The 17,086-nt window shown below is 38.6% G+C and carries 18 protein-coding genes; all 18 read left to right on the forward strand.

Going from position 1 to position 17,086, the window contains the following annotated elements; genetic code table 11:
• Position 1: 1 nt before the first annotated feature.
• Positions 2–865, forward strand: a complete 864-nt coding sequence (locus ACFSR6_RS07085; protein ID WP_379076856.1) for a glycosyltransferase — start codon at positions 2–4, stop codon at positions 863–865.
• A complete protein-coding gene (locus ACFSR6_RS07090; RefSeq protein WP_379076859.1) occupies positions 859–1,848 on the forward strand; it encodes a glycosyltransferase in 990 nt (329 codons plus the stop codon). The genes ACFSR6_RS07085 and ACFSR6_RS07090 overlap by 7 nt, the downstream gene beginning before the upstream one ends.
• The gene (locus ACFSR6_RS07095) at positions 1,841–2,797 is read left to right on the forward strand and encodes a glycosyltransferase family 2 protein (protein WP_379076861.1); all 957 of its coding nucleotides are present in this window, start codon (positions 1,841–1,843) and stop codon (positions 2,795–2,797) included. The genes ACFSR6_RS07090 and ACFSR6_RS07095 overlap by 8 nt, the downstream gene beginning before the upstream one ends.
• 15 nt (positions 2,798–2,812) lie before the next feature.
• Positions 2,813–3,973 carry a glycosyltransferase family protein gene (locus ACFSR6_RS07100; protein ID WP_379076863.1) on the forward strand — a complete coding sequence of 387 codons (1,161 nt, stop codon included), beginning with the start codon at positions 2,813–2,815 and terminating at the stop codon, positions 3,971–3,973.
• Positions 3,951–4,937 carry an acyltransferase family protein gene (locus ACFSR6_RS07105; RefSeq protein ID WP_379076865.1) on the forward strand — a complete coding sequence of 329 codons (987 nt, stop codon included), beginning with the start codon at positions 3,951–3,953 and terminating at the stop codon, positions 4,935–4,937. Before ACFSR6_RS07100 ends, ACFSR6_RS07105 begins: the two co-directional genes overlap by 23 nt.
• Complete coding sequence (locus ACFSR6_RS07110; protein ID WP_379076867.1) at positions 4,938–5,846, forward strand: glycosyltransferase family 2 protein; 909 nt, start codon at positions 4,938–4,940, stop codon at positions 5,844–5,846. It begins immediately after the preceding gene.
• Position 5,847: 1 nt separating this feature from the next.
• Complete coding sequence (locus tag ACFSR6_RS07115) at positions 5,848–6,735, forward strand: glycosyltransferase family 2 protein (protein ID WP_379076870.1); 888 nt, start codon at positions 5,848–5,850, stop codon at positions 6,733–6,735.
• Positions 6,701–7,273 (forward strand): acyltransferase, encoded by a 573-nt coding sequence (locus ACFSR6_RS07120; protein WP_379076873.1) that lies wholly within the window; start codon positions 6,701–6,703, stop codon positions 7,271–7,273. The genes ACFSR6_RS07115 and ACFSR6_RS07120 overlap by 35 nt, the downstream gene beginning before the upstream one ends.
• Complete coding sequence (locus tag ACFSR6_RS07125) at positions 7,263–8,381, forward strand: acyltransferase family protein (protein ID WP_379076876.1); 1,119 nt, start codon at positions 7,263–7,265, stop codon at positions 8,379–8,381. Before ACFSR6_RS07120 ends, ACFSR6_RS07125 begins: the two co-directional genes overlap by 11 nt.
• On the forward strand, positions 8,371–9,603 hold the full coding sequence (locus ACFSR6_RS07130) for a glycosyltransferase family 4 protein (protein WP_379076879.1): 1,233 nt from the start codon (positions 8,371–8,373) through the stop codon (positions 9,601–9,603). Before ACFSR6_RS07125 ends, ACFSR6_RS07130 begins: the two co-directional genes overlap by 11 nt.
• Before the next feature lies 1 nt (position 9,604).
• On the forward strand, positions 9,605–10,762 hold the full coding sequence (locus tag ACFSR6_RS07135) for a glycosyltransferase family 4 protein (protein WP_379076882.1): 1,158 nt from the start codon (positions 9,605–9,607) through the stop codon (positions 10,760–10,762).
• A 66-nt stretch (positions 10,763–10,828) separates the two neighbouring features.
• Positions 10,829–12,238: an exosortase Y-associated Wzy-like protein gene (locus ACFSR6_RS07140; protein WP_379076885.1), complete on the forward strand. Its 1,410-nt coding sequence runs from the start codon at positions 10,829–10,831 to the stop codon at positions 12,236–12,238.
• A gap of 40 nt (positions 12,239–12,278) precedes the next feature.
• Positions 12,279–13,550 (forward strand): XrtY-associated glycosyltransferase XYAG1, encoded by a 1,272-nt coding sequence (locus ACFSR6_RS07145; protein WP_379076888.1) that lies wholly within the window; start codon positions 12,279–12,281, stop codon positions 13,548–13,550.
• A 36-nt stretch (positions 13,551–13,586) separates the two neighbouring features.
• The gene (locus tag ACFSR6_RS07150; protein ID WP_379076891.1) at positions 13,587–14,441 is read left to right on the forward strand and encodes a glycosyltransferase family 2 protein; all 855 of its coding nucleotides are present in this window, start codon (positions 13,587–13,589) and stop codon (positions 14,439–14,441) included.
• 20 nt (positions 14,442–14,461) lie between these two features.
• Positions 14,462–15,046 carry an exosortase Y gene (gene xrtY / locus ACFSR6_RS07155; RefSeq protein ID WP_379076893.1) on the forward strand — a complete coding sequence of 195 codons (585 nt, stop codon included), beginning with the start codon at positions 14,462–14,464 and terminating at the stop codon, positions 15,044–15,046.
• 3 nt (positions 15,047–15,049) lie between these two features.
• Positions 15,050–15,604 carry a WcaF family extracellular polysaccharide biosynthesis acetyltransferase gene (locus ACFSR6_RS07160; RefSeq protein ID WP_379076896.1) on the forward strand — a complete coding sequence of 185 codons (555 nt, stop codon included), beginning with the start codon at positions 15,050–15,052 and terminating at the stop codon, positions 15,602–15,604.
• 192 nt (positions 15,605–15,796) lie between these two features.
• Positions 15,797–16,192, forward strand: coding sequence for a hypothetical protein (locus ACFSR6_RS07165; protein ID WP_379076898.1), 396 nt, complete (start codon positions 15,797–15,799; stop codon positions 16,190–16,192).
• Between the two features lie 157 nt (positions 16,193–16,349).
• Positions 16,350–17,045 (forward strand): dipeptidase PepE, encoded by a 696-nt coding sequence (gene pepE, locus ACFSR6_RS07170; protein WP_379076900.1) that lies wholly within the window; start codon positions 16,350–16,352, stop codon positions 17,043–17,045.
• Positions 17,046–17,086 lie beyond the last annotated feature (41 nt).

Here is a 17,086-nt window from a genome sequence, read left to right on the forward strand (position 1 = left end):
AGTGATCCTCGAAAAAAGCAAGCCATATTTTACCATTATAATCCCCACCTTAAATTCGGAAGCCACATTACAGGAATGCTTGATCAGTATCTTTGAACAAAGTTTCCAAAATTTCGAAATTATTATCGTCGATGGGCATTCATCAGACCAAACCCAGATTGTAGCAAACACCTTTGGTTCCAAAGTTAAAGTACTTGAAGCCAAGACCAAAGGCATTTACAACGCCATGAACGAAGGGATAGATATAGCAACAGGCGAATGGATATATTTTCTTGGTAGCGATGATAAACTATATAATGATCAGGTACTAAAAAATGTACATGATTTTGTTTTTGGAACCAAAATCCAGCTTGCCAATGGTATTACAATTGGAATCGATTCGAAAAAAGTTATCCGGTCTCCAAACAAGCTTTCGCTAATAAGGACCGGCTTTCACCACCAAGCTTTTTTTTATTCAAAGGCTTTATTTGACAACAATATCCGTTTTGATACAAAATTTAAAGTTTCTGCTGATTATTATTTTACCCTGGTTGAGTTGCTACACAAGAAAAGAGATTATGGATTCGTAGACTCGGTTATATGCGAATATGGAGAAAAGGGCTTCAGCTCAGCCAATGTAGATTATCTCTTTTTCTCCAAACACTATGCAATCATCAAAGATTCAACGAAAGAATTTCCACATGTCGATTTCAGCCCTGAACTAATGACATCCATTAACTGCTGTCTTCACCTTACCAAAGAAAAACAGCATGCATTGGCTGCATGGGCTAGTTTTATGGCTTATTTTTTTTCAGCCAGATTAAACTTGAAAACTAGGCTAGATCTGTTGTCGAGAATGATTAAAAACACGGTCAGATTTTGGTAGAGCCAGGAGTTTCTGTAATCATCTGCTGTTTTAACAGTTCGAGAAGAATAGTAGCCACGTTGACATGTTTAAAACAACAAATCGTTCGTAATGATATCAACTGGGAGATCGTCTTAGTAGACAATGCCTGCACCGACGATACTGTGGCCATTGCAAAAACGCTGTTGAATGGTCAACAAATATCTTTTACAATTGTAAGCCAGCCCATACCTGGACTGAGCTATGCCAGAGAAAAAGGTATAGCATGTGCCAAGTACAATTTTCTATTATTCTGTGATGATGACAATTGGCTTTCTGACCATTACATTGAACAAGTTTTTGAACTAATGAATAGCAACAGTGAAATAGCCGCGTTGGGCGGATTGGGTAGCCCGGTATTTGAAACTGTACCGCCAAAAGCTATTAAAGAAGCTCCTGGCCCGTATGCTGTTGGCCCGCAGCTAGGCGCCGAAGGTTATCTGCCAGCCAGAGTAACACTTTACGGTGCAGCAACCACATATAGGCGCGAAGCCTTAGCTACAATTCAAAACAAGGGTTTCAAATTCTACTTAACAGGGCGCTTAGGCGGGAAGCTGATGACCGGGGAAGACCGTGAGCTTGGAGCGGTGCTTTCATTGGCAGGTTTTAGACAGTATTACTCAGACCGCCTGACCTTTGCCCATTTTATACCGAAGGAAAGGCTTACGAAGCGTTACTATAATGGTCTTTTATTAGGTGCCTGCTATAGTTTTCCGGTCTTATTGGCGTACTCAGTGTTACTTGAAGAAAAATTTTCAAACAGAAAAAAAATAAAATCCTCTTTTTTTTGGAGCTTCCTGTCCTACCAGTTTCTCCGGATAAAAAATCTATTGGCTATTCGCGACGTAAAAAAGCTCTCTTTGGAACTAAGAACCTGGTTCCTTTCATCGTGTGAACTCGTCAAAAATAGATCGATCTACAAAAACATCATCTCGGAAACAAGGGCTAGAAATTACTATGCATAACCAGCAACAAATCTTATCGCTATGCATCCCAGCTTATAACGCAGCCAAATACCTGCCAAAGCTACTAAGTTCTGCGAAAAGCCAAACTATTCCTTTCGACGAAATCTTGGTCTACAACGACTGCAGTACAGATAACACTGAGGATGTTGCCCGCCAATTTGGTGCGAAGGTAATCAACGGCGACCAAAACGTCGGCTGTTCGTATGCCCGACTGAGACTGGCACAGGAAGCCTCCAGCAAATGGATTCACTTTCATGATGCAGACGACGATATGCTACCTAATTTTACCCAGTTGGTCCACAAATGGATCAATCGCGAATATGTACCCGATGTGATCCTTTTTGCTTATGAATGGCGTGATTACGACAGCAACGAATTACTTAGTGTGAATTTGTTTGATAGGCAGGAGTTGGAGCAAGATCCAATTAGGTTTACTATCAGACACCAAATCAACCCTTTTTGCGGTGTTTATTTGAAAAGTAGATTTCTAGAGGCCGGTGGCCCTGATTTGGATCCTGCTGTGCTTTACAATGAAGACGTTGCCATGCATTGCAAGCTAGCCAGATTTGGACTTTCGTTTACTGCTGAGACAGAAGTTTCCATCATCAATTACAGGGTCAACAACTCGATGTCTAGAACACCTAGCGCCTATCAAAAGACCGTCAACTCCCAGTTCCAGGTCATGAAAAAGAATTACGAGCTGACCGGGAAAAAATACAAGAAAGATATCGCAGCCAAACTTTGGCTATATACTCGGCACGCGGCATGGATTTCTAACTGGAAACTGGTAAGGGAAATCCTTTCACTTCTGGCCAAGATGAAAGAACAAGCGCCAGCTACAGAATCCCAATTCTTTCGGCTATTTGCGAGCGTAGCTCCTCTCGCAGCGGTATGGACCAGAGAATTGCTAAACCGCATTAAACGAAGAAAAGACACCTATTGGTATTAACTTAATTTGCCATTTTTGGACCAGCTTCCTAAAGTACTTTTTATCGCAGACGAAGTTCCTCAGTCAATAAACGCAGGATCAATACAGTTTTATCGCCTGTTCGAAAATTATCCACCAAACCGATTGATGGTTTTTGGAAAGCCGCCCATACCCGGCGCTACTATTCTAGATTGTCCCTATTACGAATTAAAGTATTCCTTTTTAGAGAGGATGAGACTGTCCAGATTTACATCTTTATTATCAGACCTGCAAGCGCTAGAACTTTTTGTGCCTAAATTGCCCCAAAGTCTAGTAAAAGTGACCAAGGTTTTCAAACCAGACTTGGTGGTTAGCTTGATGCAGCACCTCACCTACTACTATCCAGCCTATCAACTTGCCAAAAAGGAAAAACTGCCATTCGTTTTATTTTGCCACGATGACGCAGAAGATTTTTCAAGGGTACACCAACGATTTAAAAGGAAATTATTACAACTGAATGGCAAAATCTATAGATCAGCGACCAAACGAATTTGCATCAGTCCTGAAATGGCTATCCAGTGGAAAGTAAAGTACAACGCTGATGGTGATTTTCTATATCCGACAGCATCTACGACTTTGGCAGCCAAAGAAATTGATATTGAAAATCTGCAACCTAAAAAAAAGCTTAAAATCGGCTACGCAGGTTCATTGGCCTATGGTTATAAAGAAGGCATAGAAGAAATAATACCAATACTTCAAAAAACAGATACTGTATTAAAAATATACAGGGATGAAAACGGCTTATTACCACCATCAAAAAATCTGGAATATGGAGGCTTTTCTAAAACTGCCGAAGAGACCTTTGAAAAAATAAAAACCGAATGTGATGCCGTTATCCTACCCTATTCTTCAAAACAACGTTTCAAAGCGCTGTATAGCACCCATTTTCCGAGCAAGATTCCGGAATACGTTTTATTAGGGATGCCTATCATCGTGATAGGTCCTGATTATGCCAATGGCTTAAGATGGGCAAACACAAAAAAGGGTATCTTTTATGGCAACTCAGCATCATTAATGGGCATCTTGGCAGATTTAAAGCAAAACTTGCCTAAGCTAAGAGAAACTCTGGTTGCTTTGAAGGATATCGATGATTTCAATCCTTATCAGATTAATAAAAAGTTTATGCAACTTATAAATGACGCCGGAAAAGCGGGTTAGCGCGATAGACTGTTTGAGAGGGCTGGCTGCCCTAAGCGTTTGCTTTTTTCATTTTGTACACGGAAACGGCCACTATCTACCCCCAGCCAATTATCTCAAGAAAATTGGCAGCTGTGGTTTTTTGGGCGTAGAGATTTTTTTTATTATATCAGGATTTATACTCCCTCTGTCTCTAGAGTCTAGCAATTACTCGCTAAAAAACTATTTCCCTTTTATCCTAAAGCGACTTATCAGGATAGATATACCCTATTTAGTGGTAATCTTATTGGGTATTGTACTTGCCTACCTCAGCACTTTATCACCTTTTTATAAAGGCTTACCATTTTACATAGACTACATCAATATCGCATTACATATTGGGTATTTGACATCAATATTTGGCAAAGCCTGGATCAACCCTGCATTTTGGACCCTAGCTTTAGAATTTCAATTTTATTTGTTGATTGCCCTCATCTATCCTTTGCTAATCAGAAAAGGAGCCTATCTACATGTCTTTATCGCACTGTCTCTAATAAGTAGTTACTTCATTCAAACCAACGACTTCATTTTTAGCTATCTCCCTTTTTTTTGTCTGGGCATCGTTTTTTTTAAATATTACAGATCTTTCATAGATTTTAAGACTTTTCTCACATTGGCAATCAGCATCTACGTTTTTGTTTTGCTGAAATTTGATTATCGATATGTAATAGCATCGCTGCTTCCCCTAGTGATATTTTACAAGTATGACATCGCCAATAAATTGCTCCTATTTTTGGGCAAGATCTCCTATTCTATCTATCTACTTCATATACCAATAGGCATGAGGATTATTAATATAACTGATTCGCTTGTACAAGACCCGTCCATAAAATCGCTCGTCGTTTTTATGGACATTTTATTAGTGGTAGGTGTTTCGTACCTGTTCAATACGTTTGTAGAAACCCCTGCAGTAGCCCTATCAAAAAAAATCGTTTACAAAAGTTAGATGATCGTCGACATTTCTTTAATTATTCCAACTTTTAACAGAAAGGAAGCGCTACGCAGAACAATAGAGAGCATTTCGGCCCAAGAATGCCAACCAGAAGAAATCTTCATCATAGATGCTTCTATTCCCTTTATACCTGAAAACGATTCGCTTAAACGTCTTTTTCCTGATTTAAAAAGCAACATTCTGCATCTGCCTGCCCAGCAAAAGGGTTCGGCCAAGCAACGCAACCAGGGAATAGAATTGGCAAAACACGGGATCATCGGATTTGCGGACGACGATATCATTCTTGAACCAAAATGCATCGAAAATTTATATCGTGGGTTGATTGATAATGGAAGATGCGGTGGTATCAATGCTACTATAAGTAACCAATCTTTTCATCCACTAGGCACCGTCAGCAAATTGGTTTATTGGGCAATGGGTATCAATACTGCCCAGTTTTTGCCCGGAAAATGTGTTGGTCCCATAATCACATTCCTTCCGGCCAGCGCACAAGATTCAGATATAGCCCAAGTAGACTGGCTAAATACTACATGCACATTGTACCGGAGAGAAGCGTTGCCGAGCCCTGTGTTCGACGAGCATTTTACAGGTTATTCATTAATGGAAGACTTGGCGCTTTCGCTCAGGGTTGGCAAAAAATGGACCCTGCTTAATTCTCAACATGCCGTAATTTATCATAACAGCCAGCCCGGCGACGAAAAAAATAACCTGCTTATCATGGCTGAAATGGATTTGGTAAATAGATACTATATTATGAAATATATTTTGCATCATAGTTCGTTTAAACATAAGTTGCAGTTGTTGCTTCAACAGGTTTTCAGTGGGATAGCCACAAAGCATATATTTAAACCGAAATACTGGAAAGCCAAAATGAAGGCAATCCAAAAAATCCGATCGTTTTAAGTTGAAAATACTCATCGGCATCACCACAAAAAACCGGGCTCAGATTTTACCAAAGGCAATCGATTCCGCACTTTCACAAGACTATCAAAATAAGGAAGTATGGGTGTTTGATGACGCCTCGACAGATGACACCTCTTTGCTACAAAACCAATATCCACAGGTTAATTGGATTACATCAGCAGAATCAAAAGGCTTGATGTACGCCAGAAACTTATTTATGGATCAAGAAGGGTTCGAACTTTTCTGTAGCCTAGATGATGATGCTTGGTTTCTGAAATCAGATTCCTTGTCGAAGGTTATCCATTTTTTTGAAAATGACAGCCGGATCGCAGCAATTGGCTTTGACATGCTAGACAAGCAAAATGGTTTGCCATCAGTTATTAAACAAACAGTTTCGCTAACCAACAGCTATATCGGCTGCGGTCATGTGATACATTGCAGCGCGGCGCGCCAAGTAGGTTTTTATACCTTGGCACCAGGCTATTATGGAAGCGAAGAAAAGGACCTTTGCTTGAGGCTAATCGACAGCAATTATCTGATTTTAAAATATACTGGCGAATATGTGTGGCATGATAAAACCAACATTGAACGCGACCTCCAACTGCAGCACAGATCTGGTGTATGCAATGACCTGGTTTTTGCTTACAGAAGAACACCGATACTTTATCTTTTTCCTGCCCTCTTTTCAAAAATCATCAAACAGTTCCTATTTGCTTTTACTTATAAGAAAAATAGGCTTGGTGGCAGTACGGCTAAAGGGGTATATGACTTCTTTGCTTGGCTCTTGACCAAAAAAACGCTTAGAAAAGCAGTATCGGTCAAGGGATTTAAAAAATACCAATCTTATAAAAATCATGGACAGATATATATGGGAAGCACTTTTATTTAAAAAACCCTTCGGGTTAAAAAGTAGAGCCAAAATACTGCTCTACAAAGCCTTAGGACTGAAATTAGGCAAAAGAAACCGATTCGAAAACGGCAGAATCCGGAGGGCTACACAAATTGAATTGGGACAGTATAATGCCTTTACTTCGGGTTATATGCTCTGGCCGGAAGATGCACCTTTCAAAGGCACAAGAATAAAAATCGGCAATTACAACTATTTCAATAGGAACGTTATGATTGATGCCTGTGGAAGCATTGAAATTGGAGATAATAATATGTTTGGCCCGGATATTTACATTACAGATTCAAACCATAGCTACAATGGGCAGGCATCGCCAAAGGAATTGCCGATGCAAAAAGGCAAAGTAATAATCGGGAACAATTGTTGGATTGGTGCCAAAGTGGTCATCTTAAAAGATGTGGTACTTGGCGACAATTGTGTTGTAGGTGCAGGTGCTATAGTCACTAAAAGTTTCCCATCAGGAAGTGTAATTGCTGGAGTACCGGCAAAAATCATCAATATTAAAAAAGTTGAGGACTAACACTCTTTTTTTAGACGGTTTAAGAGGTTTCGCGGCTCTGTATGTTTTGTTGTGCCATGCTAGAATGTTTCTTTGGGAGGGCTATTCAAAGGGTTTTCTACTACACAAAAACGAGTATTCAATCGTTAACAAAATCTTCGTATACCTATTCACTGCAGTTAGGTTTGGCCACGAAATGGTTTTATTGTTTTTTGTATTATCTGGTTTTCTTATACACTTAAAATATGCCAAGAATATTGTCAATTACGGAAATGAAGAATTTAATTGGCCCTGTTACCTAAAGCGTCGATTAAAAAGGATTTACCCTCCTTTTTTATTCTCCATTTTGCTTACCTACTGCCTTGATCATATTGGACGCTCATATTTTCCTATTCCTTATTATAAAGTGGATCCGAATGACTTTTCCATAGGGAATGCCTACGACATAAAGACTTTGTTGGGCAACTTGGTATTTTTAATGCAGGCTTATGTAGATCCATGGGGCAGCAATACCCCCACTTGGTCGCTAAAATTTGAGTGGTGGTTCTATATGCTCTATCCTTTTATCTTGTTAGTCAATAGAAAATCTGTGCTTTACTCTTTTGGGCTTGTTGCTGCATTGTTTCTTTTCTCGTTCATTCGGCCACCTTGGATGCCTGAACTATTTAAACAAATTTTTGGAGCTATAATATGTTGGTGGCTTGGTGCAGTATTGGCTGATGTTTACAGCAAAAGAATCAGGATTAGTTTTGACGCGCTTTCTTTATTTTCGTTGTTATTGCCTTTTTTGGCAGTTTACAACGTGCGTAGTCCCCAAGTGCATGACTTGTTATGGTCTGTTGGATTTATGGGACTGATCTCCTCGCTTTTCTATCTAAAAAGCAAGGGCATTTCAACCAATTTGTTAGACAAGATGAAATTTTTAGGCGATTTTTCTTATACACTATATATCATACATTTTCCTATTCTGATACTGCTTAGCGGAGTTTTGCTAAAGTATACTAAAGGCCAATATCCTCAACATCTATACTATGTTTTTATTGGTTCCTTATTATGCATACTAATTTCCCACTTACTTCATTTTATTGTAGAAAAACCATTTGTCCAGAAAAAATCCAATGCCACCTAAAGTAAGTGTGATCCATCCCGGAACGCAACATGCGCCTAACCTTGCTAAAGTGCTTGGCGAATTAAACCTCTTATTGTATTTCGTCACATCTGTAGGTTGGACATCAGAAAGTCTGTTCATACTCCTGTTAAAGCATTTCAGTACATCTTTATATAAAAAACTATTTAATAGGGTGTTAAATATAGAGAAGCACAAATTAGTTACCTATCCCTTTGCCGAACTACGCTTTCATTTGACTCAAAAGCACCGAGACCATGATGAAATCGAGCGCTACATCTTCAAGAGGAATTTCTTTTTTCAAAATGCAGTCGAAAAGAAAATCATTGAAGGGTCAGACGTATTGATCGGCTTTGACACCTCATCGTGGATCATTGCCGAAAGGGCAAAAAAAGCACATAAAAAATTTATACTAGATCAAACTATCGGACATCCTTCATCCAAATACAATCTTTTTACACAATTAAACAATAAATATGCTCAATGGCATTCCAATACCGACCTTTCGCCTAAACCTGAAGGTTTGCTACAGTTGGAAGCCGCCGAACATGCTATGGCTGATGCAATAGTAGTACCGAGCCATTTCGTCAAGGAGACACTCATATCAAATGGCGTTTCAATGGCTAAAATCCATGTCAATCCCTTTGGTATCGATCAAGATATATTTATTGACCTCGACCGAAGAGATTACCAAGCCCAAACTTTAAAATTTTTATTCGTCGGCACCATCAATGTTCGCAAAGGTATACTTGATTTGTTGCAGGTATGGGAAGAGTTGAAGCTCAAAAATGCCGAATTGGTACTAGCAGGGGCAAATCAAATACCTATTATTGTCGATGTTGCATTTGCAAATCCAACCATTAAGTTTCTGGGCCGGATAGAAAAAAATAGACTTCCAGAGATCTACAATGATGCTCATGTCTTTGTTTTTCCAAGTTATTTTGAAGGACTGGCGCAAGTTCAGCTCGAAGCGCTAAGTTGCGGTCTACCGGTAATCGGCTCCACAAATTCCGGTGCGAAAGACATTGTTGTCGACGGCTACAATGGATTTGTTATTGAACCTGGAGATCTTGATGCTCTAAAAAAATCAATCAATTTCTTTATACAAAATCGCGAAAAATTAACACAGATGTCAAAAAACGCAAGGGGAAGCGCGACAGGTTTTAGCTGGGAGAATTATGGAAAACGATGGAAAACGATTATCGAAAAAGTAATGCAGAGCTAATTTGAAGACAATATTCTTAAATTCACACCCCATACAATACTTTGCACCGCTCTATAAATATTGGTCAGAAAATGCTAGTGATCTAGAGGTCTGGTATTGTTCTGACGAAAGTTTATCGAGCAACCATGATCCAGGATTTAATAAAAAAATCAAATGGGATATCGATCTGCTCGATGGATATTCATATAGGTTTTTTAGAAATCATTCGCCTAGGGCATCTATCCATAGAGGTTTTTTTGGATTAATAAACCTGGGTGTAATAAGGGCACTTTACAAGGAACCCAAAAGCTTGATTGTAGTTCACGGTTGGGGCTATTTTACTCATGTTCTTACCCTAATTTTCGCTAGTTTGTTTGGCCATAAAGTTGCAATAAGAGCAGAAACACCTAATATACAAGAAGATATGAAGCCTAGGTTTCCTACCCTTCTCAAACACATCTATCTGCGTTTTCTATTTCTATTTGTCAGAACGTTTTTATACATCGGTCAGGAGAACAAAAAGTTCTATTTACGGCTGGGCCAAAAACGAAAAAAATTCATATTTGCCCCCTACTGTGTCGATAATGCCAGATTTCAGCGGGAAGCGAGTTTGTTGTCTAAAAATGAAGCCAAAACACTGTTAAACATTACTCCAGATAATTTTACAATACTTTTTTGCGGAAAATATATCAAAAAAAAAAGACCCCTCGATCTGATTAAAGCTTTTAAATTGGCAAACCTCGCAAACGCTAGTTTACTCATGCTAGGAGAAGGAGATCTGAGAGATGAAATGGAGGCCTACGTTCGTGTAAATGAACTACAAGAATGCGTGACATTTACTGGCTTTATTAATCAATCTGATCTCTACAAATATTACTGTGCAGCCGACGTATTTGTAATGTGTTCAGATTTGGGAGAAACCTGGGGACTTTCTGTAAACGAAGCTATGAATTTCGGGCTGCCGTTAATCGTATCTGATGTGACGGGTTGTTCGTCTGATCTTGTGAAATCAAATGGCTATATTTATCCAGTGGGTGATATTAGTAAACTTGCTGCCTTTATTCTAAATATAGGGATGAGCAGTCTAGACCAAAGAACAAAAATGTCCGAAGAATCTTTGCGAATTATAAAAAAATATAGTTTTGAGGTCATTTTTAATAATCATAAGAATATAATCTAACAAATTTTATAGGCCTGAAAATAAATATCAACAATTCTATTAAAAAAGTCTATTATAAGATATTTGATGCATAATAAACCGACAAAACTTATCTTAACGCTGTACTTTCCTGTATTAGTTTCTTATGTATTAATCAATAGCTCGATCATATCCTATTTTGTAGCTTGGTTTGGTTCTCTTTTTATCTTTTATACCTCCATATTATCGCCTGCAGCAATTATCAATCAAGATTCGCCTATCCATAAACAAATTATGCGGCCAATTTTCCTTACTCAACTCATTTTTGCCGGTTTTATGTGTACTACCTCTATATTTTATTTCATGGACCACTTGGGGTACCGGTATTTAACCGAGGTAAATTATGGCGCACAATTTAAAGAAAGTGAACAAACCGCTTTGATAGCGAGTTGCCAGCGCATGAGCTTACTAGCACACGCAGCATTGGTGACAGGTATGCTATTGATTCAGAATAATAATATCAGGATTAAGAGTAATAGAACTTTTGAAAGTGACGATTTTTTAATCTGGTTGAGTATCATTGTGTTTGGAATCGGATCGTTAGCGCAACGTTTCCCCGGACTTAACCAAATTGCTATCCCGCTTACCATAGTTGGTATTTCATGTGCGGCTGTGTTATTTGTTAAAGGTGTTAACACCAAAAATATTAGATACCTGAGTATTGGTGCAAGCATTTTCATCATTAACTTTTTGCATGCTTCCTTATCGGGATATAAAGAACCAATTATCATCAACATCATCGTTATTGCCTGCGTATTTTTTCCTTATTACAAAAAGTTCATACTTTATTTGGCGCTTCCTGTTACCTATGTACTCCTTTACTTTTTGCCCACGTACAACAATACCGTTCGGCAAAGCTGGAGCGGGGAGGTAAGTGCAGAGGAGGCACAAAATCAAGCATTTGAGAATTTAAACTTAAAAAATGAGGAACAAATTGAAGATACGAACTGGGGGTTTATGACGAAACGCTTGAGTGAAATAGAAATGTTTACTCAGTTTGTAGATTATGTGCCTGATCACCATCCTTATTACGGTTGGGAAATAGTAGAAAATTCTTTAGAAGGATTGATTCCAAGAGCTTTATGGTCAGGAAAACCCAATATGGAAACGGTTTCGATGGAGCGGGTTTATGATGCCGGGGTAGCTAATAAAATGTCGGCTGTTTCAGCTAAAACACGTCCAATTGTTGATGCTTATTTAAGCTGGGGGATTCCCGGAGTTTTCTTTTTTATGTTGCTCTATGGCATGCTGGCACAACACCTTTCAGATAAGGCTGAAGAAATATTCGGTGGTTATGAGTTGGGCTGTGTCATTATGTTCAACAGCATTTTTCAGGGACTTTGGCGGGGTAATAACTTCGAATTCATGTTCAATAACATCTTTTGGGGTTATATAATTATGTGGGTTCTGTTTATTTTACTTAGAACATTAAAGGTTTTAAAGCCTGTGTTTGATTAAAGCGTTTAGCGGTTTAAAAGGTTAGTGTTAAATCAAAAAATTGAAAATAATTCACATTACAGCTTCATATAAGCCAGCCTACATTTACGGCGGACCAATACAGAGTGTGGGGAAGTTGTGTGAAGTCCTGGTAGGCAATAAGCGTTGGGCGTTAGACGCACAAGAACTTAACCTTCAGGTATTAACAACTACGGCCAACGGCAGAAATGAACTAGATGTAAAAACTAGTGTGCCAGTTTTGGTTGAAGGGGTAACTGTTACTTATTTTAAACGGTGGAGCAAAGATCACAGTCATTTTTCGCCGGGATTATTGTGGGGATTAAGGAAAGAGATCCTTCGTTGCGCTCAGGATGACAAACCGAGTGCTCAGGGCGAGAATAAAATCGAAATGTCCAAACTCCAAACCCTAAACTCCAAACTCATTATTCATATACACGCCTGGTGGAATCTGGTTTCGTTGCTCAGCTGTTTTATTGCAAAATGGTATAAGATTCCAGTGGTTCTATCTCCACGGGGAATGCTTACCTCCTATTCACTTGGCAACAGGAATTCTTTTTCAAAAAGAATCATCCATAAACTAATGGGGAAACAGTTATTAAAATACTGCCACATCCACGCCACCAGCGAACAGGAGAAAACAGATATTTTGAAGATTGTAGAGCCAAAAAGTATCAGGGTGATTTCGAATTTAGTTAGCTTGCCTCTTGACGGGGAAAATTATGAAGCTTTAGAAACTTCGAGCATGGAGCACAGAGCAAAAGGTAGAGGTCGGCTTGATGATTCTTTTAAACTTATTTTTCTTTCGCGTATTGAAGAAAAGAAAGGCCTTGAACTTTTATTCAAAGCATTGTCTACAATTGATATCTCCTGGAAATTAACAATTGCGGGTTCTGGTGAAAGGCAATACGTACAAAGCCTGAAAGTTTTGACAAGGGAACTAAAGCTAAGCGATAAAATTTATTGGATTGGACAGGTCAGTAACGAAGATAAGTATTCCCTTATGGCTACGCATGATTTGCTTGTACTGACCTCCTATAACGAAAATTTTGCCAACGTAGTGGTAGAAAGCCTGAGTGTTGGCACACCGGTATTAATTAGCGAGCAAGTTGGTTTATCAGATTATGTAAAGGATAGAGCGCTCGGCTGGGTTACAGCTGTAGATACAACAGCCATAAAAAAGAATATTACAGCGGCACACCAAGATCCTGAAAAAAGGCAAAATATCCGTAACATTGCTCCTTTAACTATCCGAAAGGATTTTAGTGATGGCACATTAGCCAAAGAATACCTCGAATTTTATAAAACCATATAAGCTATCACTCAATCACCGGTTGAACGATCAAATCGCATGAACAAAAATTTCAGTTTCGTTATACTTACCTTTAATGAAGAAATTCATTTGCCAAGGTTACTGGAATCGATCAAAAACCTGAATGCTAAAACTTATATTTTAGACAGTGGCAGCACCGATAAAACCCTCGAAATCGCTACCACTTATGGCGCAGAAGTGCTGCAAAACCCTTTCGAAAACCACCCCAAACAGTGGGATTATGCCTTAAAAAACTTTCAGATCGCCACACCTTGGACCATTGGCCTGGATGCCGATCAGCTAGTTACCCCTGAGCTTTTTGAAATGCTCGCTAATTTTAATAACGATGAACATCGTGATATTAACGGCATTTATTTTAACCGGAAAAATTTTTTTCAGGGGAAATGGATCCGGTTTGGTACCTTCTATCCTTTTTATCTTTTAAAAATGTTCAGAACTGGTATTGGTTTTTCGGATCTGAACGAAAATATGGATCACCGTTTTATCGTTCACGGGAAAACCAAAGTATGGAAAAAAGGCTGGTTATTGGAAGAAAACCTGAAAGAAAATGATATTGCTTTTTGGAAAAGCAAACACGAGCGCTACAGCGATTTGATTGCTGAGGAAGAAATAGAAAGGATGCAAAAATTAAGAATCCAGCGTATTAAGCCCAACTTACTGGGCAGCCCTGATGAAAAACGTGCCTGGTTAAAACGCCTGTGGTGGAAACTCCCGCTTGGTTTTCGACCCTATCTCTATTTTAGTTACCGAATGTTTTTTAAACTGGGTATCTTTGAAGGTGCAACAGGCATTAAATTTCATTATCTGCAGAGTTTCTGGTTCAGACAGCTGGTAGATAAAAAGATTAAAATTTTGTTGAAACAAAACAGGTAAAATATAAATTGCCGATAACTATGACCCAAGAAGAAGCTAAAAAACAGGCCAATAAAAAGGCTGTTAAATTTTTAATCGCTCTATTTTTACTCTATATCCTGTTCAGCCAGGGCAACCTGTTTATGAATAGTGTAATGACTCCAAGTTCGAAGTATTACAATGCTTATCTCTTCACACATTTTAACTATATACAAGGTTTAAAATCGGCCCTGATTGTTCCTGCAGTATGGATCATCAAACTCTTTGGCTTTTATGCCATTTATAACGATATGGATGTAATGGTCGTTGCGGGCCCATATTTAAGGGTAAACTATTCCTGCCTTGGGCTAGGAGTTATGAGTTTTTTGGCGGCGTTTGTACTGGCTTTTCCTGCTTCCTGGAAATCGACCTTTAAAATGCTCGTGATTGGCATCATTGCGATCTATATTCTAAATATTCTCCGGATAGCAGGCCTGGGCGTACTTCTTGGTATCTTTAAATCGCAGCGACATAATTTCACTTACCATCACGAAGTTTTTAATGTTATTGTATATGTCTGCGTGTTTACCATGTTATATTTCTGGATCAAAAATAACAGTAAGCAAATCTCAAATAGTAAAGGTTAGATTTTGTTAAAAACCAGACTCCATAAAAATTTTGATACCGGCGGTTTTAAGGTTGGGGCTAATACCATGAAGCAATTACTATGGTATTTTACAGATATTTTGTTTTTTAAAAGCCGTGTGGTTCCCTTTAGTTCAGTATTGGTGGCATTGTTAAGGTTATTTGGTGCCAAAATAGGTAAAGGAGTACGCATCAAACCTGGCATCCATATTAAATATCCCTGGAAACTGGAGATTGGCAATTATAGCTGGCTAGCAGATTGTTACATCGAAAATTTAGAGCGTGTTACTATCGGTGAAAATTGCTGTATATCACAGCAAGCAGTATTGATCACCGGTAATCACAACTTTAGCAGTACAAATTTTGATTTAATGGTGGCACCTATCGTTTTGGAAGAAGGAGCATGGATTGGAGCTACGGCAAAGGTATGCCCGGGGGTAACCCTATGCAGCCATGCCGTTTTAACGATGGGCAGTGTGGCTACCCAAACGTTAATGGCCTATTCCATTTACCAAGGTAACCCTGCCCTAAAGGTCAAAGACCGTGTAATTAAATCTTAATATAATTCAGATCAATAACATAAAGCGGATTGCAATTTGGCAATCCGCTTTTTTTTGAATAACTATTCCACCATTGACAAATATCAACAGTTAAGATTTCTTTGACAATCAAAATTACCTTAATTAAAAAATTATCAAGACATTTGTACAATCTGTCGCCCTAAACCTAATTAAGTGATAAATTTTAAATTAATGAAGAATAAGTATTCCTTATCTTCAAATCTTATTTTAATTACTTTTTTAATCGGGATAGTAAACTTGTTTTTCTACGATTATAAGAGCACGCAAGAACTGGTTATTTTTATAGCTATACTGATCGCGCGCTATTTTCTTTTTATCCTTATCAAACGAAGGTTCGAATGGAGTAAATACTTGTTGATCCTGATCATTATAAGAAGTATATACCGCTTGTACGTGGTAATGGGAGAAGTTGATATTCACCCGGTAACAAAGATCAACCTCTCTTTACAGGTCCTCATTTCTATATTGGCATTTGCAATCCTATATATTTTCCCAAAAATGAAGGAATGGCTAAATGAAAGAAGAAAATATCTTTCTGCAACCACAGTATCAGATCCACAGCACTAGTTCTCATCGTGTTTTTTTCAATATCCTCTATTACATTCAAGCACCTTACTAAGTTCAATTTTATATCGTGTGTGGCAATCAGTACGAAATACCGTTATTGAATCAAAGGACAATTTTTCAGCAAAAAAGCTTATAATTGCCTATTAAGCAAAACAAAATGAATGTCATCCTTGCTTCTACCTCTACGCTGTTTGGCGGCAATTACCTGGAATACCTGAAAGATGAGCTGTTTACGCTCTTTTCGGGCATAGACGAAATTATATTTATTCCCTTTGCAAGACCCGGAGGTATTTCGCATGAAGAATATACTTCAAAAGCTAAAGATTTTTTCGCTAAACTCAATATCAATGTAAAAGGCCTGCATGAGTTTGCAGATCCTATTGAAGCCGTTAATGCTGCTAAAGGCTTTTTCGCTGGTGGTGGCAATACTTTTCTATTGGTAAAGACATTGCACGAGCTCGGATTGATGGGTATACTGAGCGAAAATATCAAAAAGGGTAAACCTTATTTGGGCTGTAGCGCCGGCAGCAACATTGGTGGCCTGAATATGAAAACCACCAACGACATGCCGATCGTATATCCTGCCTCTTTTGAGTGTATGGGCCTGGTTCCCTTTAACCTTAATCCCCATTATCTTGACCCAACCCCTGAGTTAAAACACAATGGCGAAACACGTGAAACAAGGATTATGGAATTTCTAATTCAGAACAAGACAAAGGTAATAGGCTTACGTGAAGGCAATTGGATCAGGATATTAAATAACAAAATCACAACAGAAGGCAGCGAATACACCAGGATTTTTGAAGCAGGCAAAGCTCCATATGAGTGCCCCCCAGGCAGTTCATTGTTGTAATTAAAATATGGAAGGATAATACAGTGGTCCTCCCCGAAAAA

It is taken from the genome of Pedobacter vanadiisoli, assembly GCF_042684385.1.
GTDB lineage: Bacteria > Bacteroidota > Bacteroidia > Sphingobacteriales > Sphingobacteriaceae > Pedobacter > Pedobacter vanadiisoli.

What these genes read in the sequence shown, in the direction of transcription:
- ACFSR6_RS07110 (WP_379076867.1), top strand. Translation starts at nt 4,938, where the DNA reads ATGATCGTCGACATTTCTTTAATTATTCCAACTTTTAACAGAAAGGAA.
- ACFSR6_RS07105 (WP_379076865.1), top strand. Translation starts at nt 3,951, where the DNA reads ATGACGCCGGAAAAGCGGGTTAGCGCGATAGACTGTTTGAGAGGGCTG.
- ACFSR6_RS07140 (WP_379076885.1), top strand. Translation starts at nt 10,829, where the DNA reads ATGCATAATAAACCGACAAAACTTATCTTAACGCTGTACTTTCCTGTA.
- ACFSR6_RS07130 (WP_379076879.1), top strand. Translation starts at nt 8,371, where the DNA reads ATGCCACCTAAAGTAAGTGTGATCCATCCCGGAACGCAACATGCGCCT.
- pepE (WP_379076900.1), top strand. Translation starts at nt 16,350, where the DNA reads ATGAATGTCATCCTTGCTTCTACCTCTACGCTGTTTGGCGGCAATTAC.
- ACFSR6_RS07165 (WP_379076898.1), top strand. Translation starts at nt 15,797, where the DNA reads ATGAAGAATAAGTATTCCTTATCTTCAAATCTTATTTTAATTACTTTT.
- ACFSR6_RS07095 (WP_379076861.1), top strand. Translation starts at nt 1,841, where the DNA reads ATGCATAACCAGCAACAAATCTTATCGCTATGCATCCCAGCTTATAAC.
- ACFSR6_RS07150 (WP_379076891.1), top strand. Translation starts at nt 13,587, where the DNA reads ATGAACAAAAATTTCAGTTTCGTTATACTTACCTTTAATGAAGAAATT.
- xrtY (WP_379076893.1), top strand. Translation starts at nt 14,462, where the DNA reads ATGACCCAAGAAGAAGCTAAAAAACAGGCCAATAAAAAGGCTGTTAAA.
- ACFSR6_RS07120 (WP_379076873.1), top strand. Translation starts at nt 6,701, where the DNA reads ATGGACAGATATATATGGGAAGCACTTTTATTTAAAAAACCCTTCGGG.